The sequence below is a fragment of the Nonomuraea sp. NPDC050022 genome (assembly GCF_044460705.1).
GTDB lineage: Bacteria > Actinomycetota > Actinomycetes > Streptosporangiales > Streptosporangiaceae > Nonomuraea.
The window spans coordinates 127,283-152,026 of sequence record NZ_JBITKE010000019.1 but is presented as its reverse complement, the minus strand read 5'-3'; the positions used below and the strand labels follow the sequence as shown (position 1 = coordinate 152,026).

The 24,744-nt window shown below is 70.4% G+C and carries 20 protein-coding genes; 10 read left to right on the top strand and 10 right to left on the bottom strand.

Going from position 1 to position 24,744, the window contains the following annotated elements:
* Window positions 1–422 precede the first annotated feature (422 nt).
* Window positions 423–1,835, top strand: a complete 1,413-nt coding sequence (locus ACIBO2_RS53530) for a glycoside hydrolase family 6 protein (protein WP_358536022.1) — start codon at window positions 423–425, stop codon at window positions 1,833–1,835.
* Between the two features lie 66 nt (window positions 1,836–1,901).
* Here the strand turns inward: ACIBO2_RS53530 and ACIBO2_RS53525 are convergent, their stop codons facing one another.
* On the bottom strand, window positions 1,902–3,455 hold the full coding sequence (locus ACIBO2_RS53525; protein ID WP_397304906.1) for an IclR family transcriptional regulator C-terminal domain-containing protein: 1,554 nt from the start codon (window positions 3,453–3,455) through the stop codon (window positions 1,902–1,904).
* 287 nt (window positions 3,456–3,742) lie between these two features.
* Between ACIBO2_RS53525 and ACIBO2_RS53520 the strand changes: the two genes are divergently transcribed.
* The 3 genes from ACIBO2_RS53520 to ACIBO2_RS53510 are packed head-to-tail and all read left to right on the top strand — an operon-like array spanning window position 3,743 to window position 6,320.
* Window positions 3,743–4,552: a CoA transferase subunit A gene (locus ACIBO2_RS53520; protein ID WP_397304905.1), complete on the top strand. Its 810-nt coding sequence runs from the start codon at window positions 3,743–3,745 to the stop codon at window positions 4,550–4,552.
* Window positions 4,549–5,178, top strand: a complete 630-nt coding sequence (locus ACIBO2_RS53515) for a CoA transferase subunit B (RefSeq protein WP_358536016.1) — start codon at window positions 4,549–4,551, stop codon at window positions 5,176–5,178. The genes ACIBO2_RS53520 and ACIBO2_RS53515 overlap by 4 nt, the downstream gene beginning before the upstream one ends.
* Complete coding sequence (locus ACIBO2_RS53510) at window positions 5,175–6,320, top strand: thiolase family protein (RefSeq protein WP_358536014.1); 1,146 nt, start codon at window positions 5,175–5,177, stop codon at window positions 6,318–6,320. Before ACIBO2_RS53515 ends, ACIBO2_RS53510 begins: the two co-directional genes overlap by 4 nt.
* Before the next feature lie 19 nt (window positions 6,321–6,339).
* Here ACIBO2_RS53510 and ACIBO2_RS53505 read toward each other — a convergent pair whose 3' ends face one another.
* Window positions 6,340–7,533, bottom strand: coding sequence for an Ig-like domain-containing protein (locus ACIBO2_RS53505; protein WP_358536012.1), 1,194 nt, complete (start codon window positions 7,531–7,533; stop codon window positions 6,340–6,342).
* 327 nt (window positions 7,534–7,860) lie between these two features.
* Between ACIBO2_RS53505 and kstD the strand changes: the two genes are divergently transcribed.
* The 3 genes from kstD to ACIBO2_RS53490 all read left to right on the top strand — a co-directional run bounded on the left by kstD (window position 7,861) and on the right by ACIBO2_RS53490 (window position 14,241).
* Window positions 7,861–9,636, top strand: coding sequence for a 3-oxosteroid 1-dehydrogenase (gene kstD, locus ACIBO2_RS53500; protein WP_397304904.1), 1,776 nt, complete (start codon window positions 7,861–7,863; stop codon window positions 9,634–9,636).
* Window positions 9,637–9,738: 102 nt separating this feature from the next.
* On the top strand, window positions 9,739–12,807 hold the full coding sequence (locus ACIBO2_RS53495; RefSeq protein ID WP_397304902.1) for an NACHT domain-containing protein: 3,069 nt from the start codon (window positions 9,739–9,741) through the stop codon (window positions 12,805–12,807).
* A gap of 144 nt (window positions 12,808–12,951) precedes the next feature.
* Window positions 12,952–14,241 carry an MFS transporter gene (locus ACIBO2_RS53490; RefSeq protein ID WP_358536006.1) on the top strand — a complete coding sequence of 430 codons (1,290 nt, stop codon included), beginning with the start codon at window positions 12,952–12,954 and terminating at the stop codon, window positions 14,239–14,241.
* Here the strand turns inward: ACIBO2_RS53490 and ACIBO2_RS53485 are convergent.
* The 3 genes from ACIBO2_RS53485 to ACIBO2_RS53475 are packed head-to-tail and all read right to left on the bottom strand — an operon-like array spanning window position 14,222 to window position 16,357.
* Window positions 14,222–14,644 (bottom strand): hypothetical protein, encoded by a 423-nt coding sequence (locus ACIBO2_RS53485; protein ID WP_397304901.1) that lies wholly within the window; start codon window positions 14,642–14,644, stop codon window positions 14,222–14,224. The genes ACIBO2_RS53490 and ACIBO2_RS53485 overlap by 20 nt on opposite strands.
* Window positions 14,645–14,658: 14 nt before the next feature.
* Complete coding sequence (locus ACIBO2_RS53480; protein ID WP_397304900.1) at window positions 14,659–15,837, bottom strand: hypothetical protein; 1,179 nt, start codon at window positions 15,835–15,837, stop codon at window positions 14,659–14,661.
* On the bottom strand, window positions 15,830–16,357 hold the full coding sequence (locus tag ACIBO2_RS53475) for a SigE family RNA polymerase sigma factor (protein WP_358536000.1): 528 nt from the start codon (window positions 16,355–16,357) through the stop codon (window positions 15,830–15,832). Before ACIBO2_RS53475 ends, ACIBO2_RS53480 begins: the two co-directional genes overlap by 8 nt.
* Before the next feature lie 139 nt (window positions 16,358–16,496).
* Between ACIBO2_RS53475 and ACIBO2_RS53470 the strand changes: the two genes are divergently transcribed.
* The 3 genes from ACIBO2_RS53470 to ACIBO2_RS53460 all read left to right on the top strand — a co-directional run bounded on the left by ACIBO2_RS53470 (window position 16,497) and on the right by ACIBO2_RS53460 (window position 18,786).
* Window positions 16,497–16,868, top strand: a complete 372-nt coding sequence (locus tag ACIBO2_RS53470; protein WP_358535998.1) for a hypothetical protein — start codon at window positions 16,497–16,499, stop codon at window positions 16,866–16,868.
* 77 nt (window positions 16,869–16,945) lie between these two features.
* Window positions 16,946–17,287: a hypothetical protein gene (locus ACIBO2_RS53465; protein ID WP_358535996.1), complete on the top strand. Its 342-nt coding sequence runs from the start codon at window positions 16,946–16,948 to the stop codon at window positions 17,285–17,287.
* A 161-nt stretch (window positions 17,288–17,448) separates the two neighbouring features.
* Complete coding sequence (locus ACIBO2_RS53460) at window positions 17,449–18,786, top strand: hypothetical protein (protein WP_358535994.1); 1,338 nt, start codon at window positions 17,449–17,451, stop codon at window positions 18,784–18,786.
* A gap of 4 nt (window positions 18,787–18,790) precedes the next feature.
* Here ACIBO2_RS53460 and ACIBO2_RS53455 read toward each other — a convergent pair whose 3' ends face one another.
* The 5 genes from ACIBO2_RS53455 to ACIBO2_RS53435 all read right to left on the bottom strand — a co-directional run bounded on the left by ACIBO2_RS53455 (window position 18,791) and on the right by ACIBO2_RS53435 (window position 24,703).
* Window positions 18,791–19,075 carry a hypothetical protein gene (locus ACIBO2_RS53455; RefSeq protein WP_358535992.1) on the bottom strand — a complete coding sequence of 95 codons (285 nt, stop codon included), beginning with the start codon at window positions 19,073–19,075 and terminating at the stop codon, window positions 18,791–18,793.
* 143 nt (window positions 19,076–19,218) lie between these two features.
* The gene (locus tag ACIBO2_RS53450) at window positions 19,219–20,067 is read right to left on the bottom strand and encodes a family 3 encapsulin nanocompartment shell protein (RefSeq protein ID WP_358535990.1); all 849 of its coding nucleotides are present in this window, start codon (window positions 20,065–20,067) and stop codon (window positions 19,219–19,221) included.
* A gap of 10 nt (window positions 20,068–20,077) precedes the next feature.
* Window positions 20,078–20,800: a hypothetical protein gene (locus ACIBO2_RS53445; protein ID WP_358535988.1), complete on the bottom strand. Its 723-nt coding sequence runs from the start codon at window positions 20,798–20,800 to the stop codon at window positions 20,078–20,080.
* A complete protein-coding gene (locus ACIBO2_RS53440; RefSeq protein ID WP_358535986.1) occupies window positions 20,797–21,780 on the bottom strand; it encodes an aldo/keto reductase in 984 nt (327 codons plus the stop codon). Before ACIBO2_RS53440 ends, ACIBO2_RS53445 begins: the two co-directional genes overlap by 4 nt.
* A 1-nt stretch (window position 21,781) precedes the next feature.
* The gene (locus ACIBO2_RS53435) at window positions 21,782–24,703 is read right to left on the bottom strand and encodes an amino acid adenylation domain-containing protein (protein ID WP_397304899.1); all 2,922 of its coding nucleotides are present in this window, start codon (window positions 24,701–24,703) and stop codon (window positions 21,782–21,784) included.
* Window positions 24,704–24,744: the final 41 nt, after the last annotated feature.

Genomic DNA, 24,744 nt, shown 5'->3' with positions numbered 1-24,744 from the left:
CGTCGCGCCCGCAACGGCCGTCGAGCCGACGATCCGCTGAGCCGCCGCCGCAGGCGACCTCGGCGTCCGGTACGCGGTCACGGCTCTCTTGGGAACACACCTGACCTGTGCCGACCGGTGCCTCAACCACCTGGGAGCGCTCCCATAAACGGTAGACCATCACCTGTTCGGGGAGAAGAGGGCCTATGGGATGGATATTTACCACTACCTAATCCCTTGACCGTATCTAGGGTGGTCAGTAATGATCACGCCGACGCCGCGGTACCGCACCGAGAGAGGTCCGGCATGCCTGTTCGAGTGCGGCCGGCGTGTGCGCCGGCCGTGGCGACCCTCCCCCTCCAGCGCCTCCGTCGGCGACGCTCTCCTGGTGCGCCAAACCCCACCGAGCTCTTCGGCGCACCACCCCACTGAAAGGTGATTTAGTGCGATTTATCGCAGCAAAAGCCGCCGCAGCCTTAACCGCGGTCGTGGCCGCTGTCCTGGCCGTACCACCGCCCGCCTCAGCCGCCGCCCAGCTGATCGGCAACGGAGCCTTCACCAGCTCGACGGCCCCTTGGCAGGCGATCGGCCAGACGACGGTCACGGCCGAGTCCGGCCGTATGCGGGTGAACGTGACGTCCGTCGTCGCCAACCCGTGGGACGCCATGGTGTCCAGTCCCACCACGACCGCCCTGAACGCGGGCAAGAGCTACACGCTCTCGTTCGACGCGTACTCCACGACGGCCTTCAAGGCCACCACGACCGTGCAGTACGCGGCGACGCCCAGCTCCAACCAGTCACTGGCCGCGCCCGTCCAGCTCACGACGGGCAGCAGGCGCTACAGCATCCCGTTCGTGGCCGCGTCCGCCACCAACACCGCCGCCGAGGTGACCTTCCAGCTCGGCGGGTCCGGCGGCACCCCGACGGTCCGCTTCGACAACGTCTCGCTGATGGAGACGCAGACGACCCGGCCGACGGCCCTGTACGTCTGGGACCAGTCGCACCCCGCCCAGTACGCCGCCGCCCACCAGGGCACGAACGACGGGCAGGCCATCGGCTCGAACATCGGCAACAAGCCGATCTTCGAGTGGTTCGGCGGCTGGTTCACCGACCTCACGCTGGCCGTGGACACCTACGTCGGCGCCGCCCAGGCCGCGGACAAGCTGCCGATGCTGGTGGCGTACAACATCCCGAACCGCGACGCCTGCGCGAACCAGTCGGGCGGCGGCGCGGGTGACGCGGCCGGTTATCACGCCTGGATCACCGAGTTCGCCAAGGCGATCGGCACCAGGCACGCGATCGTCGTGCTGGAGCCAGACGGCGTCGCCGCCGCCAGCTGCGTGACCCAGATCGGCAAGGATCCGGAAGACCAGTACAAGATGCTGCTGGATGCCACCCAGGTGCTGAAGGCTCAGGCCCCGAACACCTGGGTCTACCTCGACGCGGGCAACGCCACCTGGGTCGCGGCCGACGACATGGCCACACGGCTGGTCAAGTCGGGCATCGCCAACACGCGCGGCTTCTCCGTGAACGTGTCCAACTACATCACCACGGCCGCCTCTGAGAGCTACTCCGTCGCGGTCAACGGCTACCTGTCCGGGACCGTCGGCGCCAAGAAGTACGTCATCGACACCAGCCGCAACGGCAACGGCCCTTGGACCGGCGAGGACAGCTGGTGCAACCCGCCCGGCCGCAAGCTGGGCGCCGCGCCCGCCAAGCAGACGAGCGGCGCCGAGTACGTCTTCTGGGTCAAGGTCCCGGGTGACTCAGACGGCAGCTGCAACCTGGGCGAGGGCATCCCGGCCGGCACTTTCAGCCCCGAGCTGGCCATGGCCCTGATCAACGGCACCTCCTAGCCCCAAAGTATTTCTGGAGTAGCTCTGGAGGGTGACGTGCCCCGGCCGGCCACGGCGGGCCGGGGTTCACGTGGCGCCGCGTGTGTGGGCCAGGTCCGCTTCCATGCGTGCGGCGGCCTCGGTGAGGGCGGGCAGGACGTCACGGATCAGCTCGGCGGGGGTGGCACGGCTGGCGTGCGTGGCCACGTTGACGGCCGCGACGGCCCGGCCGCTCCGGTCGCGAATCGGCACCGCGATGGACCGCACGCCTTCCTCGAGCTCCTGGTCGACGAGGGCGTACCCGTGCACGGCCGCCTGTCGTACGGCTGCCGCCAGGTCGGCGGGCGCGGTGAGCGTGTGGCGGGTCAGCGGGGGCGAGGGCATCCCGGCCAGCCGTTCCCCGGGCAGGTCGGCCAGGAGAACCCGGCCCATCGAGGTGGCGTACGCGGGGAAGCGGGTGCCCACGGTGATGTCGACGCTCATGATGGCGACGGTCGGCACACGCGCCACATAGACGACATCGTCTCCCGACAGCATCGCGACCGAGGCCGACTCGTGGACCCGCGCCACCAGGTCCGCCAGGTGCGGCTGGACGATCTCGCCGAAGGTCCGGCCCGACAGGTGGGCGTACCCCAGCTCCAGCACCTTGGGCAGCAGGACGAAACGCGCGCCGTCGGCGGCGACGTACCCCAGGTGGTCGAGGGTCTGGACCGCCCTCCGTACGGTGGCCCGCGGCAGGCCGGTGGCTTTGGCCGCGGCGGCCAGAGTGAGCCCGCCGCGCACCGAACCGAGCGACACCAGCACGGCCAGACCCCGGGCCAGCGACTGGAGATACTCCGCGCCCAACTCCTCCTTCCTGGCACGAGAGGTGTCCACACCCGCAGCACTCGGCACGGGCGGAGCGCCCAAGACGGGCTCAGCACTCGGGACAGGCGCTGCGTGCGGGGCGGGTAGCGGGGCGGGCGCGGCAGGCTGGAGGGGCGTGGACTGCGGCGGGAGCGGCGGTACGGTCAGGGCCGCGGCCATGTCCGCCGCCGTTTTCAGCAGGCTGGGCAGGGCGTGGTCGCGCAGGCCGGCGGCCGTGTGCCTGCTGGTGTGGCTGGCGACGGTCAGCGCGCAGACCGTCGTCCCGTCCGCGTCCCGTACCGGCACCGCGACCGCGACCAGGCCGGGCTCGGTGAGCTGGTCGTCCTCGGCCCACCGCGCGGCGGGGTCGAGCAGGACCAGTCCGGCCGCGCAGCGGTCGGCGGGCAGCAGGTCGCCGACGCGGAAGGCCACCGACATGGTGCGCCGCCGGACGAAGCGCCCGACGAAGCGGACCCCGTCCCCGTCCCGTACGGCCAGCGACACCGACTCGTCCAGCTCGTCGGCGAGCCGCTCGGCGTACGGATCGAGCGCCCCCAGACCGCCGCAGGTCAGGTACGCCTCCCCCAGCTCCATCAGGCGCGGCGCGAGCAGCACATCGCGCTCTTCGGCCCGCGCGTAGCCGAGCCGGACGAGCGTGGCCACGATCCGGTCGACCGTCGACCTCGCCAGGCCCGTGGCCCGCACCAGGTCCGTCGCGCGCATCGGCCGCCTGGGACCGGCGGCCAGCACGCGCAGCACGGCCAGCCCGCGCTCCAGAGTGCCCGCCGCTTCCATGCGCCCTCCTCCGACCTCAACCAACCTGCCACCTCCAACCTCAGCCCATCCGCCTCAACCCGCGCACCTTAACCGCCTCAGGCCGCCCGCCCTCAACCCACCCCAACGCGCCCACCTCACCCCATCCGCCCTCAACCCGCGCGCCTCACCCCACCCCAACAGGCCCACCTCACCCCCGCCCACTCTCAAGCCCCCCAAGGACTTTGACAGGAAGCGATGCGACTCCGCATACTCAACCAGGATAATGAACTGAAGTTCATCTAGCGAACACTACGAAGCGGAGTGTCGTGCGGAGAGACAAAGTGGTGGCCACCGCCCATGAGGCGCTGGCCGATGTGCGGGACGGCGCGTCGTTCGCGGTCGGCGGCTTCGGTCTCTGCGGCATCCCGGACGTGCTGATCCAGGCGCTGTACGACTCCGGCGTACGCGGCATCAGCGTCGTGTCGAACAACTGCGGAGTGGACGGCGGCGGCCTGGGCACCCTGCTGGCCGATCGGCGGATCGCCCGCGTGACCGCCTCCTACATCGGCGACAACAAGGAGTTCGCCCGGCAATACCTGGGCGGCGAGCTGGAGGTGGAGCTGACCCCGCAGGGCAGTCTGGCCGAGCGGCTGCGCGCGGGCGGCAGCGGCATCCCCGCCTTCTACACCCCGGCCGGGGTCGGCACGCCGGTCGCCGAAGGCGGCCTGCCGCTGCGCCACGCGCCCGACGGGTCGGTGGCGCTCGCCTCGCCTCCCAAGGAGGTCCGCGAGTTCGGGGGCCGGCAGTATGTTCTGGAGCACGCCATCACCACCGACTTCGCGCTGGTCCGGGCGGCGAAGGGCGACCGGCACGGCAACCTGGTCTTCAACAAGGCCGCCAGGAACTTCAACCCGCTGGCCGCGATGGCCGCGCGAATCGCGATCGCCGAGGTCGAGGAGCTGACCGAGCTCGATCCCGACGAGGTCCACCTGCCCGGCGTGTTCGTCGACCGCGTCGTGGCGCTCACCCCCGAACAAGCCGCCGCCAAGACCGTCGAACGGCGTACCACCTCCACTCCCCCCGTACAGGCCACCGCCAGGACCGTCCCCACCCCCTCCGAAGGGACCGCGTCATGAGCTGGACCCGGGACGAGATGGTCGCGCGCGCGGCCGCCGAGCTGCGCGACGGCGACTACGTCAACCTCGGCATCGGGCTGCCCACGCGCATCCCGTCCTTCCTTCCCTCTGACGTGGACGTGATCCTGCACTCGGAGAACGGCATTCTCGGTGTCGGCCCCTACCCGACGCCGGAAGAGATCGACCCGGACCTGATCAACGCGGGCAAGGAGACGGTGACCGTACGGCGGGGGGCGTCGTTCTTCGACTCGTCGTTGTCGTTCGGCATGATCCGCGGCGGCCACATCGACGTCGCGGTGCTGGGCGCCATGCAGGTCTCGGCTCGCGGCGATCTGGCCAACTGGATGGTTCCCGGGAAGCTGGTCAAGGGAATGGGCGGGGCCATGGATCTGGTCCACGGCGCCCGCAAGGTGCTCGTGATCATGGATCACACCGCCAAGGACGGATCCCCCAAGATCGTCAAGGAGTGCTCGCTGCCGCTCACCGGCAGGGCGTGCGTGCACCGGATCATCACCGACCTCGGCGTCCTCGACATCACCGACAAGGGCCTCACGCTGGTCGAGACCGCGCCCGGCGTGAGCGTCACGCACGTGCGTGAGCGTACGGATGCGGAGGTCCTCGCGTGAAGGCCGTTTACGTTCTCGACGCCGTACGCACTCCCTTCGGCCGCTACGGCGGGGCGCTGTCCGGCATCCGTCCCGACGACCTGGCCGCGCACGCCATCAAGGCGCTGGTGGAACGCAACGGCGAGACCATCGCCGACGAGGTGATCCTCGGCAACGCCAACGGTGCCGGCGAGGAGAACCGCAACGTGGCCCGGATGGCCGCGCTGCTGGCCGGGCTGCCGGTGAGCACGCCGGGCGCGACCGTCAACCGGCTGTGCGGCTCCGGCATGGAGGCCGTCATCCAGGCGTACCGGGCGATCGCCCTCGGCGACGCGGCCACCGTGATCGCGGGCGGCGTGGAATCGATGACTCGCGCGCCGTGGGTGCTGCCCAAGCCGGACCGGGCCTTCCCCGCCAAGGGTCAGGAACTCGTCTCCACCACGCTCGGCTGGCGGCTGGTCAACCCCAAGATGCCCGTCGAGCACACGGTCGCCCTCGGTGAAGGCGCCGAGCTGATCGCCGACAAGCACGGCGTCACCCGGGCCGAGCAGGACGCGTTCGCGCTGGCCAGCCACCAGAAGGCGGCGAAGGCGGCCTTCGACCGCGAGATCGTCCCCGTCGGCGGCCTCACCCGCGACGAGGGCATCCGCGAGGACACCTCGTTGGAGGCGCTGGCCCGGCTGAAGCCCGCGTTCCGCGCCGACGGCACCGTCACCGCGGGCAACTCCTCCCCGCTCAACGACGGCGCGGCGGCGCTGCTGCTCACCGACGAGGCCGGGCTGCGTGGTCGCGAGCCGCTGGCCAGGATCACCACGAGCGCCGTGAGCGCGCTCGAACCTCGCTACTTCGGCCTCGGCCCGGTCGAGGCCATCAAGAAGGCCCTGGCCAAGGCGGGCAAGGGGTTCGGCGACCTGACGACCGTCGAGCTGAACGAGGCGTTCGCCGCGCAGGCGCTCGGCTGTCTGGCCGAGCTGCCGGAGCTCGATCCCGGGATCGTCAACCCCTGCGGCGGGGCGATCGCCCTAGGCCATCCCCTGGGCGCCTCCGGGGCCCGCATCACCGGGGCGGTCGCCCATCAGCTGGCCGTGACCGGGTCCGGCACCGGTCTGGCCGCCCTTTGCATCGGGGTCGGCCAGGGGCTGGCCGTCGTCCTCGAAAGGTAGGCGGCTCAGCCTGAGGCGGCTAGCCCCCGTTGACGGGCTTGCCCAGCGCGCTGCCGGCCAGCCAGTCGTCCCAGGACTTGGCCCACGGTGTCGGGCCGTTGCCGAACCGCAGCTTCCGTGACGTACCGCTGACCTGGATGATGTCACCCCGCTGAGTGAACTCGAAGAACCAGCGGGCGTTGGCCGGACTCGCGTTGACGCAGCCGTGGCTGACGTTGGAGTTGCCCTGCGCGCCGGTCGACCAGGGGGCGGCGTGGAAGAAGGTGCCGCTGTAGGTCATCCGGACGTTCCACTTGGTAGGGATGCGGTATTCGCCCGGGTGGCCGGTGGTCGCGGAGTCCATGATGATGTCCGCGGCCTTCTCCTGGGCGATCATGGTGCCCGAATAGCTGTCGTCGCCCGGTCTGCCCAGACTGACCGGGATGGTCTTGACGACCTTGTCCCCGTCGCTCACCTCCGCCTCGTGGGTGCGGGCGTTCACCTTGGTGATGTGCTTGGCGCCGACGGTGAAGCTCAGGCTGCGGTCCTTGGTACCCCACACCCCGTCGCCCGCCTGTACGCCGGCCAGGTGCGCGACGACCTTGACCTTCTCCCCGGTCGGCCAGTACTCACGCGGCCGGAACTGGACCTCCCGGTCGCTCACCCAGCTCCACGCGCCCTCGACCGGCTCGGACATCTCGACCACCAGGGCCCGCTCGATCGCGGCCCGCTCCTCCTTGCCGGTCACCGACCGCGACAGCAGGAGCTGGACGGGCATGCCGACGCCGACCTTCTCGCCGTCCAGCGGCGACATGCCGCTCTCCAGCGCGCGCTTCGGCTTCAGTGTGGTGAACTTCGCCTGCGTCGTGACCTCCTTGCCGTCCGTGCCGGTCACCTGGGCGCTGACCGTGTACGCCGTCGAGGGGCGCAACGGCCACTTGGGGCGCCAGGTCCCGTCGGTGCCCACGGCGCCGCTCACCTCACGGCCCTTGGAATCGGCGACGGCCAGCCGGGTGACCTTGCCGTCGGTGACCTTGACGCTGACCCCGGTGTCCGGCGCGACCTTCTTGGTCCCGTCCGCCGGGGTGATCGCCACCTTCGCCACCGGGCCCGGTGATCGGGGGGCGGCCGCCGGGTTCCGCGCGCCACCGCTGGAGGTGCATCCGGCGGTCAGGGCCACCGCCAAGGCGAGCGCGCTCGCGAACATCGTCGTGCCGGTCCGGCCGTTCCGCATCCTTGATGCCTCCCGTACCTGACGGATAGTCAAATTTCACTCAATCATGTTTGCCAATGGGCCGTACGGCCTTTGCCCGGACACCGGGCGATCATGCGCCGCCGTGGCGATCGACCGCGAGCCGCGCCGGCCGGAAAACGGAAGATCGCCACTCCCGCACAATCTGTTGACAGGCGTTCCCAACCAAGCGCATGCTTCATGCTGTGACGGGGGCCACACCCCCCAGCTCTTCCGTAGCGTCGCACCGGCGCGAGGTGCCACCACGGCTGTTCCTCCGACCACCTGTGCTGCCCGCAGCGCACGCACGTTGAAGGGATCCGATCCACCATGGCCGATTCGACGCCCGCAACGCCCGCCATGCCCGCAGAAGGACCCAGCCGCCGCACCCTGCTGCGCGGCGCCGCCATCGCCGGCGGCGTACTCATGACCGAAGCGGCCCTGGGCCGCGCACCCGCGTACGCCGCCGACATCGAGTACGACGTCGTGGTCGTCGGATCGGGCGCGGCCGGAATGACCGCCGCGCTCACCGCGGCCAAGCGCGGCCTGCAGTGCGTGGTGGTCGAGAAGGCGCCGACGTTCGGCGGGTCGGCGGCCCGGTCCGGCGCCGGGATCTGGATCCCGAACAACGAGGTGATCCTGGCCGCCGGAGTCCCGGACACCCCGGCCAAGGCCGCCCAGTATCTCTCCCGCGTCGTGGGCGACACCGTTCCCCAAGCGCGGCAGCAGGCCTTCCTGACGAACGGCCCGGCCATGATCTCCTTCGTGATGCGGAACAGCCCGCTGCGGTTCCGGTGGATGGAGGGCTACGCCGACTACTATCCGGAGTACCCCGGCGGCATGCCGAACGGCCGCTCCATCGAGCCCGACCAGATCGACGGGCACATCCTCGGCGCCGAGCTCGCCCACCTGAACCCGCCGTACATCCCCACCCCGGCCGGCCTGGTCGTCTTCAGCGCCGACTACAAGTGGCTGAACCTCACCCTGGTCAACCCGAAGGGCCTTGAGGTGAGCGCCGCGTGCCTGGCCAGAGGGACGGCGGCCGCGCTGCGCGGCGAGAAGCCGCTCACCATGGGCCAGTCCCTGGCGGCGAGCCTGCGCGCCGGACTGCTCGCCGCGAACGTACCGGTATGGCTGAACACCCCGCTGCTCGACCTGCGCGTCGAAGGCGGCCGCGTCACCGGCGTGGTCGTGACGCGGAACGGCGTACAGACGCTGATCAAGGCCCGCCGCGGGGTCATCGTCGGCTCGGGCGGGTTCGAGCACAGCGCGGCGATGCGCGCGGAGTTCCAGCGGCAGCCCATCGGGACCGGCTGGACGGTCGGCGCCAAGGAGAACACCGGCGACGGCATCGAGGCGGGCGAACGCGCCGGGGCCGCGCTGGACCTGATGGACGACGCATGGTGGGGACCGGCGATCCCGCTGCCCGACGAGCCGTACTTCTGCCTGGCCGAACGCACCCTGCCCGGCTGCATCCTGGTCAACGGCAAGGGCGAGCGCTTCGTCAACGAGGCGGCGCCGTACAGCGACGTGGTGCACGTCATGTACGACCGCAACACGGCGGCCTCGCCGCACATCCCCGCCTGGCTGATCGTCGACCAGAACTACCGCAACCGCTACCTGTTCAAGGACATCGCGCCGCTGCTGCCCTTCCCCCAGTCCTGGTACGACAGCGGCGCCGCCTTCCAGGCGTGGACGATAGAGCAGCTGGCGCAGAAGATCGGCGTCCCGGCGGCGACGCTGCGCGCCACGGTCACCCGGTTCAACGGTTTCGCGGCGACCGGCAAGGACACCGACTTCCATCGTGGCGACAGCGTCTACGACCGCTACTACGCCGACCCCGTCGTCAAGCCCAACCCCTGCCTGGCGCCCCTGTGGCTGGCGCCCTTCTACGCGTTCAAGATCGTCCCAGGTGACCTGGGCACCAAGGGCGGGATGCGTACGGACGCGCGGGCGCGGGTGCTCCGGGCGGACGGCTCGGTCATTCCCGGGCTGTACGCGGCCGGCAACGCCAGCGGCGCCGTCATGGGACACAGCTACGCCGGCGCCGGCTCGACCATCGGACCGGCCATGACCTTCGGCTACGTGGCGGCGAACGACATCTGAGGCGTAGCCGCGGAAGCGACGCCCCAGTCACACGGGGATAGATTCTGATCACCTTCCGTAGAGATCCGGACGTGGCCGCCGTCGCCGGTGAACGATGGGCGGATGGTCGGCAAGCTCGTCAAGTGGCTCCTGGCGGCCATCGTTCCCCCGTCGGTGGCGGTGGCCGCGTGGGGACCGCGGATCTGGGACGACCCGGTGGTCACCGGCGTCCTGCTCGCGCTCTACGAGGGCCTGCTCGCGCTCGCGCTCTTCGCCGGGCAGATCGCCGGGCAGGTCGTGGAGCGCTGGCGGCAGCGGATCGTCGACAGCCTCGACCGGGCCGTGGGGCGGCGCGTGTCCCGGTTCGACAAGCGCTACCGGGAGTCCCTGCTGGGCAGCCTCCGCTACATCGATCTCAAGGGCCTGCCGACCATCGGCTACTACACCCCCGAGCTGGACGAGGTCTTCGTCGACGTGAGCCTGGCCTATCGGGCGCCGCGTGACGTACGCCAGGACGTGCTCGCCCAGCTGCCCGCCGAGGTGACCGACCGCCATTCGATCGGCGACTTCCTCGACCGGCGGCGCCCGGTGGTGCTGGCGATCGTCGGCGTTCCGGGCAGCGGGAAGAGCACCCTGCTACGCCACACCGCCCAGCAGATCTGCCGGGCCGGGCGGGGACGGCGGCGTAGCGTGCCGATCCTGCTCTACCTGCGCGACCACGCCGCCGAGATCGTCACGGCGCCGACGGTCTCACTGCCGCAGCTCGTACGGACCACGGTGGAGCCGGGCGTCAAGGAGCCGGCCGGCTGGTTCGAGGAGAAGCTGCGCGACGGCGACTGCGTCGTCATGCTCGACGGCCTGGACGAGATCGCCGGCCAGGACGACCGCAGGAGCGTCGCCGACTGGGTGGAAACCCAGATCAGGCGCTATCCCAAGAACGACTACGCGATCACCTCACGGCCCCGGGGCTACCTGTCGGCCCGGGTCGACGGCGCGACGGTCCTCCAGGTGTGCGGTTTCACCGACGAGCAGGTCAACCGGTTCGTCCGGGGCTGGTACACCGCCGTCGAAAAGCACGGCGAGGCGGGCGAGGACGCGCGGCGGCTCGCCGAGGCCGCGGCCGACGACCTGCTCGACCGGCTCAACCACACCCCCGAGCTGTACGAACTGACGATCAACCCGCTGCTGCTGACGATGATCGCCAACGTCCATCGTCACCCGGGCGCCCTGCCGGAGAGCCGCGAGCGCCTCTACAGCGAGATCTGCCAGGTGATGCTCTGGCGGCGGCAGAAGGCCAAGAAGCTCCCGCTCGAGCTGAGCGGCGACAAGAAAGAGGTGCTGCTGCGCCGGGTCGCGCACGCGATGATGCAACGCGGCGTCCGCGACCTGCCGAGCACCGCCGTACTGGCCGAGATCCGGCCGGCCCTGCGCCGCATGGCGACGCGGCTCACCGCGGAGGAGCTCCTGTGCGACGTCCGCTCGAACGGCCTGCTCATCGAGCGCGAGAGCGACCTCTACTCCTTCGCCCACCACACCTTCCAGGAGTACCTGGCCGCCGCGCACATCCGTGACAAGGGCCGGCCCGACGTGCTGGTCGCCGCCGTCGACGACGTGTGGTGGCGGGAGACGACCCTCCTGTACGCCGCTCGCTCCGACGCCGACCCGATCGTGGCGGCCTGCCTGTCATCGGGCACCGTCACCGCGCTGTCCCTGGCCTTCGACTGCGCCGAGGAGGGCAGCGAGCTCGACCCCGTTCTCCGTGAACGGCTCGACCGGCTCCTGGGCTCCGCCTTCACCCCGGACGCCGACCCCGAGCGCCGCCGGCTCATGGCCGGCGTCCTGGTCGCCCGCCATCTGCGCCACCTGACCAGGACCGGCACCGGCGGACGCGTCTGCGCCCGGCCGATCACCGCGGGCATCTACTGGCTGTACGTGCTGGACACGCGGGCTCCGGAGCCGGACGGCCCGGCCAGGATCGAGCCCATCGCGTACGGGCCGTGCGGCGACCACTCGATCACAGGGGTACGCGCGGGGGACGCGGCGGCCTTCGTCGACTGGGTCAACGGAGTCACCGGCAACGAGCCCGTCTATCGGCTACCGACCCATGACGAGATCGAGAATCCGGTGGTTCAGCGCTCGCTCAACCCCGGGGCGTCGGCGCTGAGCGTCTGGAGCGAACCCGGCGATCACCGCGCTCCCCGGCTGTGGACGCCTCCCGAAGCCGGGCAGCCCTACGCGGTGGACGCCGCGACGCTGATCAGGCACGTCAACGATGACATCCGTCGCTCCATGCCCACCTTCGTCCGCCTGCTCCTGCTGCGCGCCATCGTGGGCGTCCGCGTGCTGCGCCGCGATCTCGACCTCGTTCCCGTCTTCGACCCCGCGCTCGACCACGTTCTCGACCACGCCTTCGACCTGAGCCGGACCATCAGTCACGTACGCGGGATCGGCGACGCCTTCGGCCTCGACCACCCGGCCGACCTCGGCCAGATGGAGGCCGACCTTCGCGCGCTCAGCCAATGCCTCGACCGCGAACGTGACCGCGCCCGCGCCCGCGTCATGGCGGACACCCTGGCCGCGTCCTTCACCCGCGCCCGGACCGCGAACCCCGGTGGCGGATGGACGGCGGCCGACGCCCTTGACGTCGTGCTCGACCCCGACCTCGTGCTCGATCACGCGCTCGACCTCGATCACGCCTTCGACCGGGCCCTCGACCGGGTCATGGGACGCGCGCTGTCGCACGCTCTGGCGCGGGTCCTGCGCCTGGACACGGCCCCCTCCGACTGGCCGGCCCAGTTCGCCCGGGCGTTCCTCAAGCAGACCAGCCTCCCGGCCGGCCCGTACGTCGTGCCGCCGGACACGCTGACGAGCAGGCTGCACACGGCGGACGAGGCACTCAGGAGCGTCCTCGGGCCGCTCGACGCGGGCACGCCGGCTCCGTGGGCGCACCGGATCGCCGACGGACTGCGTGAGGCGGCCGTGCCGCTGTTCACCCGCCGCGAGCGGCTCACCTCAGGTGCCGCGACGACGCTGCGGCTGGCGACCCTCTGCCTGGCCGCCGAGGCCGACACCCGCGGCGCCAACGAGCTCGCCGTCGCCTTCCGCGAGCTCGCGGCCGGGATCACCCTTCTCGAACGTCGCTCCAACGGGGACCCGCCACCCACGGAAACCATTATTCTCGCGACCGTGTGATAAATGTGTGTCACACATAATAACCAATATTGTCATCATAAATCGTGGAATGTCGCTTTTCCCGGTTGCCCTATCACGCCGACGATCCCAGCACGGGTCGCGAATCCCACCCAGAAAGACCACGTCGCGCGTGATACTGACACAATGCGCCATTCCCCCGTCACCGCCGGCCATTTTCGCCCGGTGTCGCGCCGCGGCCTCGTCGCGGCCACGATCGGCCACGCGTTGGAATGGTTCGACTGGAACGCGTACGCGATCTTCTCCGTATTCTTCGCCGGCCAGTTCTTCCCCGCGGACGATCCCGCGCTCGCCCAGGTCAAAACCATGATGATCTTCGCGATCGGTTTTCTCTTCCGCCCCCTCGGCGGCATCCTGCTCGGCAGCTACACCGACCGGTTCGGCCGGCGCGGCGGCATGACGCTGGCCGTGCTCCTGGTGTCGGGCGGCAGCCTGATCCTGGCGGTGTGCCCCACCTACGCGGAGATCGGGCTGCTGGCACCGGCGTTGTTACTGGTGGCGAGGATCGTGCAGGGACTGTCCACGGGTGGGGAGATGGCCGCCGCCGCCACCTATCTCGCCGAGATCGCCCCACCCGGCCGCCGGGGGTTCTACTCCAGCTTCGCGTACGTCACCGGCACACTCGGCCCCCTGACCGCCACCTTGCTGGCGGAACTGCTCTTCAGCGTCCTGGGCGAATCCGGCCTGGCCGAATGGGGGTGGCGCGTGCCGTTCGCGCTCGGCGCCGTGTTCGGGGTCTACGGCCTCCAGCTGCGACGCACCTTGCACGAAACCAGCCCCTTCCTGGCCGGACGGGACCTCAGAGTGCGCCGTCCGACCTGGGAGGTGCTCCGCAGGCATCCGGTCAGCGGACTCCGCGTCGTCGGATTCACCGTCGGCGCGACGGTCGTCTACTACACCTTCCTCGTCTACCTGCCCAGCTACGCACAGGACAACTTCGGCATGCCGGCGGAGTCGGCGCTGTGGGCGTCGGTGATCGCGCAGACCGCCATGATCATGGTCCTGCCCCTGTACGGCGCTCTGTCCGACCGAATCGGGCGCAAGCCGTTGCTGTGCGCCTTCGCCGGGGGCTATGTGGTGCTCATCGTGCCGCTGTTCACGCTGCTGAACTCGACACCCGAGTCGCTGGTGATCGTGATGACCGTCGGGCTGCTGCTGTTCGGCTGCTACGCCTCCGTAGCGCCGACCGCCATGGCGGAGCTGTTCCCCACGCAGGTGCGCTCGGTCGGCCTGGGGATGCCCTATTCGCTGACCGTGGCGGTGTTCGGCGGCACGTCACCGCACCTCGTCGAGCGGCTGACGGACAGCGGCCACGCCAGTTGGTTCCCCTGGTACCTCGCGGGGCTGTGCCTGATCAGCCTGGTGGTCTTCCTGACCGCCCGCGAGACGAAGGGCATCAACCTCGACCAGTGCTGACCGAGGCCGGATGAGGATCGGCGCGACTCTCGGCCGCGTCTCGGCGCGGCCGAGAGCGTGGCCGAGAGCGCGGCAGCGTCGCCAGTGCCGCCGCGTACGCCAGGCCGTACCAGAGCGACGGACACCCCTCGGGCCCGGTCGGGACGGCGGCGAGGCTGACCACCGCGACCAGGCCGAGCAGTGCGGCGGCGACCGCCGGTCGCCGGGCGGCCACCGCCACGACGGCGGCGCCACCCAGCACACCCACGGCGGCGAGGAGGTCGAGCAGCAGCCACGCGTCCAGCAGCCCGGCCCACGCGATCGCGTGGAGCAGGGGCCCCGGCAGGGATCGGGTCCAGATCCAGGTGAGCCCGTCGTCAGCCAGGTTGACGGCCGTGGGGAGCGCCACGAGCACGATCATCACCCAGGGGCGTCTGATCAACGGACCCGCGCCAGGCGGTAGGAGGTGCCGTCGTTCCACAGGAGCCAGTCGCCGGCCGCGTACGCCACGCCCTGGAACTCGAACGACTGGCCGCTGCGCGGGTCGTAGACCACGGACTGCCAGCCGGGCCTCTCGTCGAACTCGGCGTGCCCGGTGTACACGATGAGCCGGTTGCCCGCAGTGAGGTGCGCGCCCAGCTGGGCATACGCGGCTTGAGATCTTCCGTCCGCCGGGATCCCGGTCCCGCCCCAGTTGAGCTCCACCGCCCGGCCGACACGCGGGCCCTCGCTGACCCGCCAGTCGGCGCGGTCCGCCGTTCTGAGCATGCCGTCGGAGACCCAGGCGAACGTGTCACGGTTGGCGGCGGCCAGCCAGAGCTGCCACCGGTCCTCACCGGCCGTCCGGACGTTCACCCCCTCGGGCAGCGGGTGCTGAGCGGCCACCTCCCCCGACTCGACGTTCACCTCGCGCAGGCCCTTGGGGTCGAAGGGGTCGGCCACGAACAGATCGGGATAGGAGAACGCGACCGCCTCGCCGGAGACGCCGGACACCGGGGCTCCCTGGGTGCAGCCCTTCGCCGTCCACGGCCGCATCTGCGGATCACTGCCGACGATCGTCCCTCCGCTGACCCAGAACGGCGACCCGACCAGGTTCAACGGCATGACCGGTGTTGTGCCGTTCTGGTCCTGGCAGTAGAGCGGGGCGACGATATTGGTCCCCGGCCATACGCGGATACCCGATCCGGTGGCCGGTGTCGCGCCCGCGTCCTCGTTCAGCGGGCGCAGCGGACCACCTTCCGGTCCCGTCTCCCACAACTTCTTCGCCTTGTCCGACCTACCCAGCACGGACCCGTCCTCGCCCAGCGCCTCGGGAAAGAAGTCGCCGGCGTCCTTGGTCTCCTTCGGCAAAGCGACCGAACCAGGCATGTCGACCAGGTCCTCAAGCCCGTCGATGGAGTTGGCGACCGTCTGCTCCCCTCCCCCGATCTGCCGCCACGCCACCGGTACGCCCGCCGCCAGCACGACCGCGCACGCCGCCGCCGCGAACATCAGAGCCCGGCGCCGCGTCCGCCTGACCGCGACGCCCCGGTGGACGCGGTCGGCGAGGCCCTCGGGCGGGACCGCCCGGCCGGGGTCGCCCAGCACGTCGCCGAGCCGCGACTCCACGTCATCCATGATCGACCTCCTGAGTATCGAGAGCGGTACGCAGCTTCGCCAGCGCCCGTGACGCCTGACTCTTGACGGTGCCGGTGCTGCAGCCCAGCAGGCGGGCGATCTCCTTCTCGCTGCGCTCCTCGACGTAGCGCAGGACGAGGACGGCGCGCATGCGCGGAGGCAGCTCGGCGAGCCGCGCCCTGAGGCTCGCGTCGTCGAGCAGGCCCTCCAGGCCGAGGTCCGCCACGGCGGGCTCGGGCGGCTCGGCCACGGCGACCTCCCGCCGGGGGCGCCGCCAGCGGTTGGTCATGATGCGCAGCATCGCCGTGCGGACGTAGCCCTCCGGGTCGTCCTTGCGGACGATCCTGCGCCAGTGCACCCCCGTCCTGGTCAGTGCCTCCTGCACCAGGTCCTCGGCGTCGTGCCGGTCGCGGGTCAGGACCATGGCGTAGCGGTACAGCGCCGCCAGCCGAGCGGCCACGAATGATTCGAACGACCTCTCGCCGTCCTGCGGATCCTCCACCCCTACAAGGACACGCAAGGGCGGAGGAAGGTTGCGTCCCCCCTCTATTTTCTTTTTCCACCACAATTCGCGGGCCGCCCATTAAACGGAAAGTACGCGTACCCGGGAGCTGCTAAATTCCATGCCATCGATCCCGACCAGGAAATAGGGGAGAGCAATGAAGTTCATCCGTCGCACCATTACCACCGCCCTTTCATCGCTGGCCGTGGCGGGCGGCCTGCTGGCCTTCGGGGCGCCCGCCGAGGCCCGGTCGCAGTGCACGTCGACGGGCGTGGGATATTTGTGTGTAAATATCGACCCGCGCGGATACGACGCCTCTTACCAGAAAAACGCGGGCAGCACGGCGCACGTGGACTTCAACCTCGTCTGCGCCAACGGGCGCTGGTTCGGCGACGAGGGCTCGTTCTACATCTCGGCCGGCGAGACCCGCACCTACACCTTCGCCGTGGGGTCCCAGGGCAGCTGCTTCCTGAAGCTGATCGACATGAACACGGGGGCGACGTGGCAGACGCCCAGCATCAGCCGCTGACCCGCCGCCACGGTTGAGGACGTCGCGCCCCAACGTAGATCGTTTCCACCGAAAGATCTCCGGCCCCTGGAAGCGCGATGAAGTTGATCAACGGTGTGCCACCCATCGGTGCTCTCGTGGCGGTGGCGGACGCCTCATGGGCTCGCCGCCGCCACGTGGTGGTCGCCGGAGCCGGGACCAACGTGGCCCCGACGTCGGCCCGCAGCACCGCGACCTGCTCATTCTCGATCTTCGTGCTCGCCGGCGGCCGGAACCCCGGGCAGGCCACCCACCGCGACCTCATGGCCGCGGGCAATCGGTGCGCCCGATTATTCGCAACGCAGGCGAGCGGTCACCGCGTGGAGGCAGGCCCAAAATGCCTGCCCGACCTGACGTTGTTCATGAAGGATGTCTTGGCGCCGGCAATCAACCGGACATAGCATCGGCCCGAAATCAAAGCGGAGGATTAAAATCTTACGCAGCGCAAGCCCGCTCATAACCGAGAGTAAGGTAGCCGGCGTTCCGTCGCGCAAGTAAGGCCGAAGGAATTCAACTTGCCCTGTCCGGGCCCCCTGGGTGGGCAGGTTCCCGAGATGTGCTTATGAGCCGTCCCACCGTGGCCATCACCGGTGGTGCCGGGTTTCTCGATTCGCATCTCTGCTTTCGCGTCGAGAAGCGGATTGTGACGTTCCCCTTTCCGTTCGTGATCACCGGGCCGCGGCGGCGCCGGCCTGTGCAGGTAGCGTTTATTCGCGGGATGCTTTTCTCGCCGATTTCCCGGCTGTCAACTCTTGCCGAAAATCAACGACGCGTTTATCTTTATGATCGTTTTGAATTATCGGCTACCCGATACGCGGTGATGATCATGCGATTCACGAGCAAGAGCTTCACAATCCTGGCGAGCGCTCTCCTCATGACGTCGGCCGGGCAGGCGCTGGGCGCGAGCCCGGCCGCGGCGGACGAGTGCCCGACGGCGACCGACCGGTGGGAGGCCGTCGACCTCGGCGTGACCGGCGGTGCGCTCGACATCAACGACCTGGGACAGATCGCTGGTTTCAGCCGGAACGCGACCGGCGCGACCCGGGCGATCGTCTGGGACAGCGGCGAGATCATCGACGTGGGCACCCTTGGCGGCCCCAGGGGCGACGCCTCCGGGATCGACGAGGAAGGCCATGTCGTCGGCGGCAGCTACACGGAGTCGGAGAAAGGTCACGCCTTCCTCTGGCACAAAGGGACGATGCAGGACTTGGGCACCTTCGGGGGGTTCGCCGCGTTCCCCAGGGACGTCAACCAGGGCGCCATCGTCGGCGAATACAGCACCCTGCTGCCCGGCCACATCAGAGTCAGGCAGGCCTTCGTGATCCGGAACGGAGTCAAGACCGATCTCGACCTCGTCGCCGGCAGCGAGGCCACGGGCATCAACACGACCGGCCAGATCGCCGGCACTCATCGCCGCACCGAAAGAGCGGGCCTGCCGGCCAACCAGCAGACCCAGCGCGCCTTCCTGTGGGAGAACGGCACCGTCACCGAGCTGGGCACTCTGGGCGGCATCTGGAGCGAGGCGAGCGGCCTCAACAACCAGGGACAGGTTGTCGGCCAGTCAGCGCTCGACGCGGACGGCGTGCTCCAGGCCGGCTTCGTGTGGAATCCCGAGACGGGCATGCGGCGCCTTGAGGACCGCGGCGGCGTGGCCCGCCCGAAGGCCATCAACGACGGGGACGTGATCGTCGGGACGCACACCTGCGGCACAGCTTCCGGCACCACCCGCGCGGCGGTGTGGACCGACCCCTCGCAGGCACCGGCTCTGCTTCCCGACCCCGCGGGCGGCACGGCGACGGCCGCCAACGCCATCAACGTCCACGGGGAGATCGCCGGGAACGCCATGTATCTTGATGGCCAGCAGCACGCCGTGCTCTGGAAGCCGGTGGCAGGCGACTGAGGCGCTACTCCAGGCTGACGGGCGACGGCACGGCCAGGCTGGCGGCGGTGTTATTCGGCCGCTGGTGGATCGCCGCGCTCGGTGCGGTCGCGTTCGTGCGAAGCGCGCATTTCACCTGATCACGCCCATTGGCCGCCACGCGAAGGGCCGCTCCAGCGGATAGACCACGGTTGGTGCCCACGTCGGCCACGTGACCGTCTGCCAGCACCATGATGTGGTCGGCGGTGAGGATGGTCGACAGCCGGTGTGCGATGACCAGCGTGGTGCGGTTGCGTCGGACGCTGGTCACCGCGGCGGCCACCTCCGCCGGCGCGTGAGGCAGGCGTGGGACGCGGGGCGGCTCGGTGCCTTGGCTCCGAGCCGCCCCCGCCCGCTCCGTGGTGGCCGACCGACTTCGGCGCTCCTCGGGAGCTCACCTTCGGGCTCGGCGGGCTATGCGGGGATCACGTGGAAGAAGTGGGTTGGCAGGTGGACCGCGACGCCCTCGTAGATCTCCGCGCAGACCGCCACGCCCGGGGCGGCGAAGGTGCCCTCTGGCGGCTCGGCGACCTTGATGACCGAGCGTCCGGCGTCGAGGAGCTGGGCGGCGACGGCGAAGTCTCCGACCAGCGCGCACCCGGGTTCGACCATGCGGGTGCGGCTGATCACGGTGCCGTTGCGGGCCAGGTCGCCCAGCAGGCTGCCGGCGCCGAGCATGTGCGTGTAGTAGTCGCGAGGGTTGACCACCATCGCGTGCGCTGTGGCGCCGGTCTGCTCGATCTCGTCGCACGCGGCGAGCACGCCGTCCACGTAGGTGCCACGGTAGGGCAGCTTGGCCACCTCGGGATGGCTCAGCACACCCTTCTCACCGATGGTCAGCGCCTGGTTCTCCGCGGTGGCCAGTCGTACCAGCAGCCGGTAGTCGAGGAAGCGGGCCAGCCCTTCGGGGTCGTCCGCGAGCTCGTCGGGGATCTGGACCCAGCCCCTGATCGGCGCGACGCCGAACTCAGCCATGCCGAACTTGAAGGCGGCCTCACGGCGCAGCCCGGACTCGTGGACCCCGGCGGCCTCGGCCGCGGTGGACCGCGACTCGCACCAGACCCTGACGGTGTCGGTATCGATCAGGCGCTTCTTGAACAGGTTGCGCACCGTCACCCTCGGCCGGTCCTGGGTGGGCTTGAAGGCGTCGGTGATGGTGAAGTCGAAGCGCACCTCGGCGCTGTCCCGCTCCTTGAGGTAGGCGCGGGCGAACTGCTCTCCCGGCGAGAGCTCGACCTCGGTGTGCTGTGCTGCGGCGGTCATGGAAGTCCCTTCAGATGAGAGCGTGCTCGACCAGACGGTCGTAGTAGGGGCGGTGGTGGTCGTAGTAGGAGCGCAGCCGCTCGTCGTTGTCGACTGTGGCCGCGTACTCCTTTGCGGGCGCGCTGAACCCCGAGCTGGCGATCGCGTCCAGGTGCCAGCGGCGGCTCCGGTGCCACTCGACGCGGTCCTCGGGCACCCACTGGAGCGCGTGCGGCAGGTACGGCAGGTCGACCGCCTGGCAGTACGCGGCGACCGTCTCGGCGGGCTCGGCCAGCAGGCTCTCGGCGCGGATGACGACGGGACGCTCCCCGCTCACTCGCCAGGCCAGCTCGAACAGGTCGTACTGGTGCTCGTAACCGATCTCGTGGCAGGCGACCTCGGGCTTGATCAGGCAATGCGAGGCGATGGCCTTGGCGGGGTCGCGGACGATGAAGGTGTGCCGGAACCCGGCGATCTCCTCGGGGTGGTCGAACAGGTACTGGTGGCGGTACTCCAGCGTGTCCTTGAAGAACACCGTGCGGTCCACGCCGAGCTCGGCCAGGTGCCCGAGCACCTCACCCGGGCTGCGGAGCGTGACGGTGCCGCCGTCGAGACCCGGGGCCTGGACCTCGTTCCAGTCCGTCAGCGTGACCAGCGGTTCATGGACTATGCAGACGTCACCGCGCTCGATCATCATCCGCAGGAACGCGGTGGAGACCGCCCGCGGATGCGCCCACATCGCGATCACGCTCACATCGACCACCACGCCGGCTCGCGGTCCCAGCGGTGCGCCCGCAGTTCCTGGAGCAGCCGGGAGTCGAGCGGCGTCCCGTCGGAGACCGCCAGGTTGGCCCGCACGTGCTCGGGTCTGCGCATACCGGGGATCACGGTGCTGACGGCCGGGTGGTGCAGGATGAACCGCAGCGCCAGCTCCGGCATGGTCATGCCGTCGGGGACCGTCTTCGCCAGCCGCTCGGCCCGCTCCACGGTCGGGCCGAGGTTCTCCGGGCCGAAGTAGGTGGCCCGCCAGTCACCCTCGGGGAAGACGGTGTCGGCCGTGAGCCTCCCTGTGAGGCCGCCCTCGTCGAAGGGAACCCTGGCGATGATGCCGACGCCGTCGCGCAGGGCCCGCTCGAACAGCTCATCCTCCGGAGCCTGGTCGAAGATGTTGTAGATGACCTGGACGACGTCCACGAGCCCGGTGTCGATGGCGCGCAGGCAGTTGGCGGGCTCCCAGCGGTTGACGCTGAGGCCGAACGCCTCGATCAGGCCCTCGGCCTTCAGCTCGGCGACCACCCGCTGCCAGCGCTCGTCCGGGGTCCACCGGTCCTCCCAGACGTGGAACTGCAGCAAGTCGATGCGGTCGACCCCGAGGTTATCCAGGCTGAGGTGGACGTACTCCCTGACGTGGTCGGCGGGGAAGACGTCGTCGAGGGTGTCGGACGGGCGCGGCGGCCACTCCCTGTTCTTGGGCGGAACCTTGGTGGCGATCTTGAGCCCGTGGTCTGGATAGTCCCGCAGGAGCCGGCCGAGCAGCTGCTCGCTGACGCCCCTGCCGTACACCCACGCCGTGTCGAAGAAGGTGCAGCCCAGCTCGACGGCCAGGTCGAGGCAGCGGGGCGCGACATCGTAGTCCCAACCGGTGAACCCGCCGGGGCCGCCGCCGATGCCCCACATTCCGTAGCCGATCTCGCTGACCTGCCAGCCAAGGCGGCCCATCGTCCGGTAACGCATCTCAGTGTCCCTTCAGTGAAGTGAGGTAGGCGCCGATCGCGGCGTCCAGCGATCCTGCGTCAAGAGCGGAACCCCTGACGAACAGGGCCGGGTTGTCGACCAGCAGCTCGGCCAGGTCGGTGCCCGTCAGCATCGCGCGCAGCGTGTCCAGCTCCGGGTCGCGTTCCAGCATCGCCATGAACTCGGCGGCCGGCACCTCCCGCACCGGCAGCAGGCGGGCGAGGTCGACGCTTTCGGGGCGGAACACGTGGAAGGCGCCTGCCGGTCCTGTCAGGCCCGCGACCAGTCGGGCCGCCACCTCGTCCACCGGAGAGTAGTCGGTGAGCATCGGCACGTCGGGGCGCACGCCCAGCCGCTGGAAGGCCGTGAGCAGCAGGTGGGTGAGTGCGCGCGGGTTGGGCACGCCGTTGTCGGCGGCCGGCATCACCTCGCCGAGCCGGTAGAAGGTGACGGTGGCGCCCCGGTCCCGCGCCTCCCACAGCAGCCGCTCGGCCACCCACTTGGAGCGGCTGTAGCCGCTGCGCGGCGGGATGGCCTGGCCAGGATGGAAGTCCTCGGGCAGCGGTTCGCCGGAGGCCGCGGCGTGCCGGTCGAGCACGCCCAGCGTGGAGATGTGGTGCAGTGGCTTGGGCCGGCCGTGGACGGCGAAGCGGAGCACCTCCAGCGTCCCCAGCACGTTGGCGGGGCGGTGCGCGCGGTAGTCGAACAGGAAGTTCACCAGGGCGCCGACGTGCATCACCGCGTCGCACTCGGTCGCCAGCGACTCCCACTCCGCGGCGTCCAGGCCGAACCGCGACCTGCCCAGGTCACCAGCCATCGCCTCCAGGCGCCCGGCGACCGCCGCGTCCCATAAGCGCTGGGCCCGCAGCGCTTCTGTCACGCGGCGCCGGGCGTGGGCGTGGTCGGCGGCCCTGGTCAGGCAGATCACCCGCAGGTCGGTGGCCGACAGCAGCCGATGGACGACCCTGGCGCCGACGAACCCGGTCGCGCCGGTGACCAGGACGGTGCGCGGCGGCCGGGGAGTGGCGGTGGTGATCACCAGGTCACCGGGAAGCCGGGCGTCGCGCTCCATCAGCGCGGACTCGTCCTCTTCCGGCTCCGCCGGCTCCACCCTGTCTCGGAGCAGCTCGGCGAGCGCGGCCGCGGTTCCGCACTCGTACAGGTCCTGCACGCCGACCCGCACGCCCACGGCCGCGCGCAAACCGAGCACCGCGGCGAGCGCGGTCAGCGAGTCGCCGCCGCAGGTCACGAAGTCGTCGTGGACGGCGAACTCGGCCAGGCCGAGCACGCCCCTCAGGACTTCGGCGATCCGCTCGTCCAGAGGTCCGTCGACCGACTGCCGCGCGCCGCTGTCCAGCCGCTCCTCCATCAGGGCCCGGATCGCCCCGAGGTCGGCCTTGCCGCTGTCGCTGAGCGGCAGGTCCGGCAGGATGAGGCAGTGGTGCGGCATGCTGGTGCGCGGCAGCTGCGCGGCCAGGTGCTCGCGGAGCGCGGCCGAGGTCACTTCGGCGTTGGCGGCGGCCGCCAGGACGAGCCGGGTGCGCGTGCCCTGCCGTACGGCCACGGCCTTGGCCTGCCTGACCCCCGGATAGCCGGCGGCGGCCGCCTCGACCTCGCCCAGCTCGATCCGCACCCCGTCGACCTTGACCTGCCGGTCCGCCCGTCCCGAGAAGCGCAGCAGGCCCGCCTCGTCATACCAGCCCAGGTCGCCCGTCAGGTACAACTTGTCACCGGGGATCTCGGCGAAAGGGTTGGGGACGAACACCTTGTCGGTGCGCTCGCGGTCGCCCAGGTAGCCGATGCCCAGGCAGGCGCCGCCGACGACGATCTCACCGATCTCGCCGGGCGGCAGCAGACCCAGCTCCTTGTCCAGCACGACGGCGTAGCAGTTGTCGATGGGTCGCCCGAGCGGGATGTGGTCGCCGTCGGCGAAGTCGATGGGGTGGAAGACCATGCCGATGGAGGTCTCCGACGGGCCGTACCCGTTGGAGACCCGGAGGCCGGGAAGGAGGGTCCGCAGCCGGTGCACGGCGTGCGGGCCGACCTCCTCACCGCCCACGACCAGGTGCCGCAGCGAGGCGACCTTCGCCACGGCCCCGGGCTCGGTGTCCAGCAGGGCGACCATCATGGCGAGGGTGGCGGGCACGAAGTCGGTGATGGTCACCTGGTGCTCGGCGATGGTGGCGACCGTGCGCTCCAGGTCGAGGAACTCGCCCTGCTCGGGGACGACGGCGCACCCGCCGGTGGTCAGCGGCCACAGCAGCTGCCAGATGGCCGAGTCGAAGGTGTGCCTGCTGTTCTGCAGCACCACCTCCTCACCGGTGGCCTGGAAGTAGCGCGACATGAACCTGAACCGGTTGGTCAGGCCGCGGTGGACGTTGAGCGCGCACTTGGGCGTCCCGGTCGTACCGGAGGTGAAGACGCCGTAGGCCACCTCCTCCGGCCCCGGCTCGACGGTTCTCCGGTGCGGCGAGGGCGTCACCCAGTCGGCCGCGACGGGGTGGTGACCTTCGCCCAGCACCAGCCGGGGCGCGATCACGGCCAGCGCCGAGCGCATCCGCTCGGCCGGCCACGCCGGGTCGCACGGCACGAACGCGGCCCCGAGCTTCAGCAGCGCGAGCATGGACAGCGGCAGCTCAAGGCTGTTGACCAGTACCAGCGGGATGACGTCGCCGCGCCGCACGCCGGCCTCGGCCAGCTCCGCGGCCAGGCCGTTGGCCAGCTCGTCCAGCGCACGGTAGCTCAGGGTCGTCGTCCGGTACGACAGCGCCGGATGGTCGGGGGTGCGGTCGGCCTGCTCCTCGAAGAGCCTGGTCACGGGACGGTAGGGGCCGTGCTCGACCTGGGTGCCGGCCAGGCCGTTGAGTACCCGGCGACGGGTGATGGTGTCCAGATTCGGAAGGGTCCACATGGTGTCCGACATGCTTGTCCGATCTCTTTCCCACGGGGTGTGGCGGGCCAGGG

Coding starts and splice junctions, on each gene's coding strand:
- ACIBO2_RS53490 (WP_358536006.1), top strand. CDS start 12,952: ATGCGCCATTCCCCCGTCACCGCCGGCCATTTTCGCCCGGTGTCGCGC.
- ACIBO2_RS53525 (WP_397304906.1), bottom strand. CDS start 3,455: ATGGAAGCGGCGGGCACTCTGGAGCGCGGGCTGGCCGTGCTGCGCGTG.
- ACIBO2_RS53465 (WP_358535996.1), top strand. CDS start 16,946: ATGAAGTTGATCAACGGTGTGCCACCCATCGGTGCTCTCGTGGCGGTG.
- ACIBO2_RS53515 (WP_358536016.1), top strand. CDS start 4,549: ATGAGCTGGACCCGGGACGAGATGGTCGCGCGCGCGGCCGCCGAGCTG.
- ACIBO2_RS53495 (WP_397304902.1), top strand. CDS start 9,739: ATGGTCGGCAAGCTCGTCAAGTGGCTCCTGGCGGCCATCGTTCCCCCG.
- kstD (WP_397304904.1), top strand. CDS start 7,861: ATGGCCGATTCGACGCCCGCAACGCCCGCCATGCCCGCAGAAGGACCC.
- ACIBO2_RS53440 (WP_358535986.1), bottom strand. CDS start 21,780: ATGCGTTACCGGACGATGGGCCGCCTTGGCTGGCAGGTCAGCGAGATC.
- ACIBO2_RS53450 (WP_358535990.1), bottom strand. CDS start 20,067: ATGACCGCCGCAGCACAGCACACCGAGGTCGAGCTCTCGCCGGGAGAG.
- ACIBO2_RS53505 (WP_358536012.1), bottom strand. CDS start 7,533: ATGCGGAACGGCCGGACCGGCACGACGATGTTCGCGAGCGCGCTCGCC.
- ACIBO2_RS53480 (WP_397304900.1), bottom strand. CDS start 15,837: ATGGATGACGTGGAGTCGCGGCTCGGCGACGTGCTGGGCGACCCCGGC.
- ACIBO2_RS53460 (WP_358535994.1), top strand. CDS start 17,449: ATGAGCCGTCCCACCGTGGCCATCACCGGTGGTGCCGGGTTTCTCGAT.
- ACIBO2_RS53470 (WP_358535998.1), top strand. CDS start 16,497: ATGAAGTTCATCCGTCGCACCATTACCACCGCCCTTTCATCGCTGGCC.
- ACIBO2_RS53435 (WP_397304899.1), bottom strand. CDS start 24,703: ATGTCGGACACCATGTGGACCCTTCCGAATCTGGACACCATCACCCGT.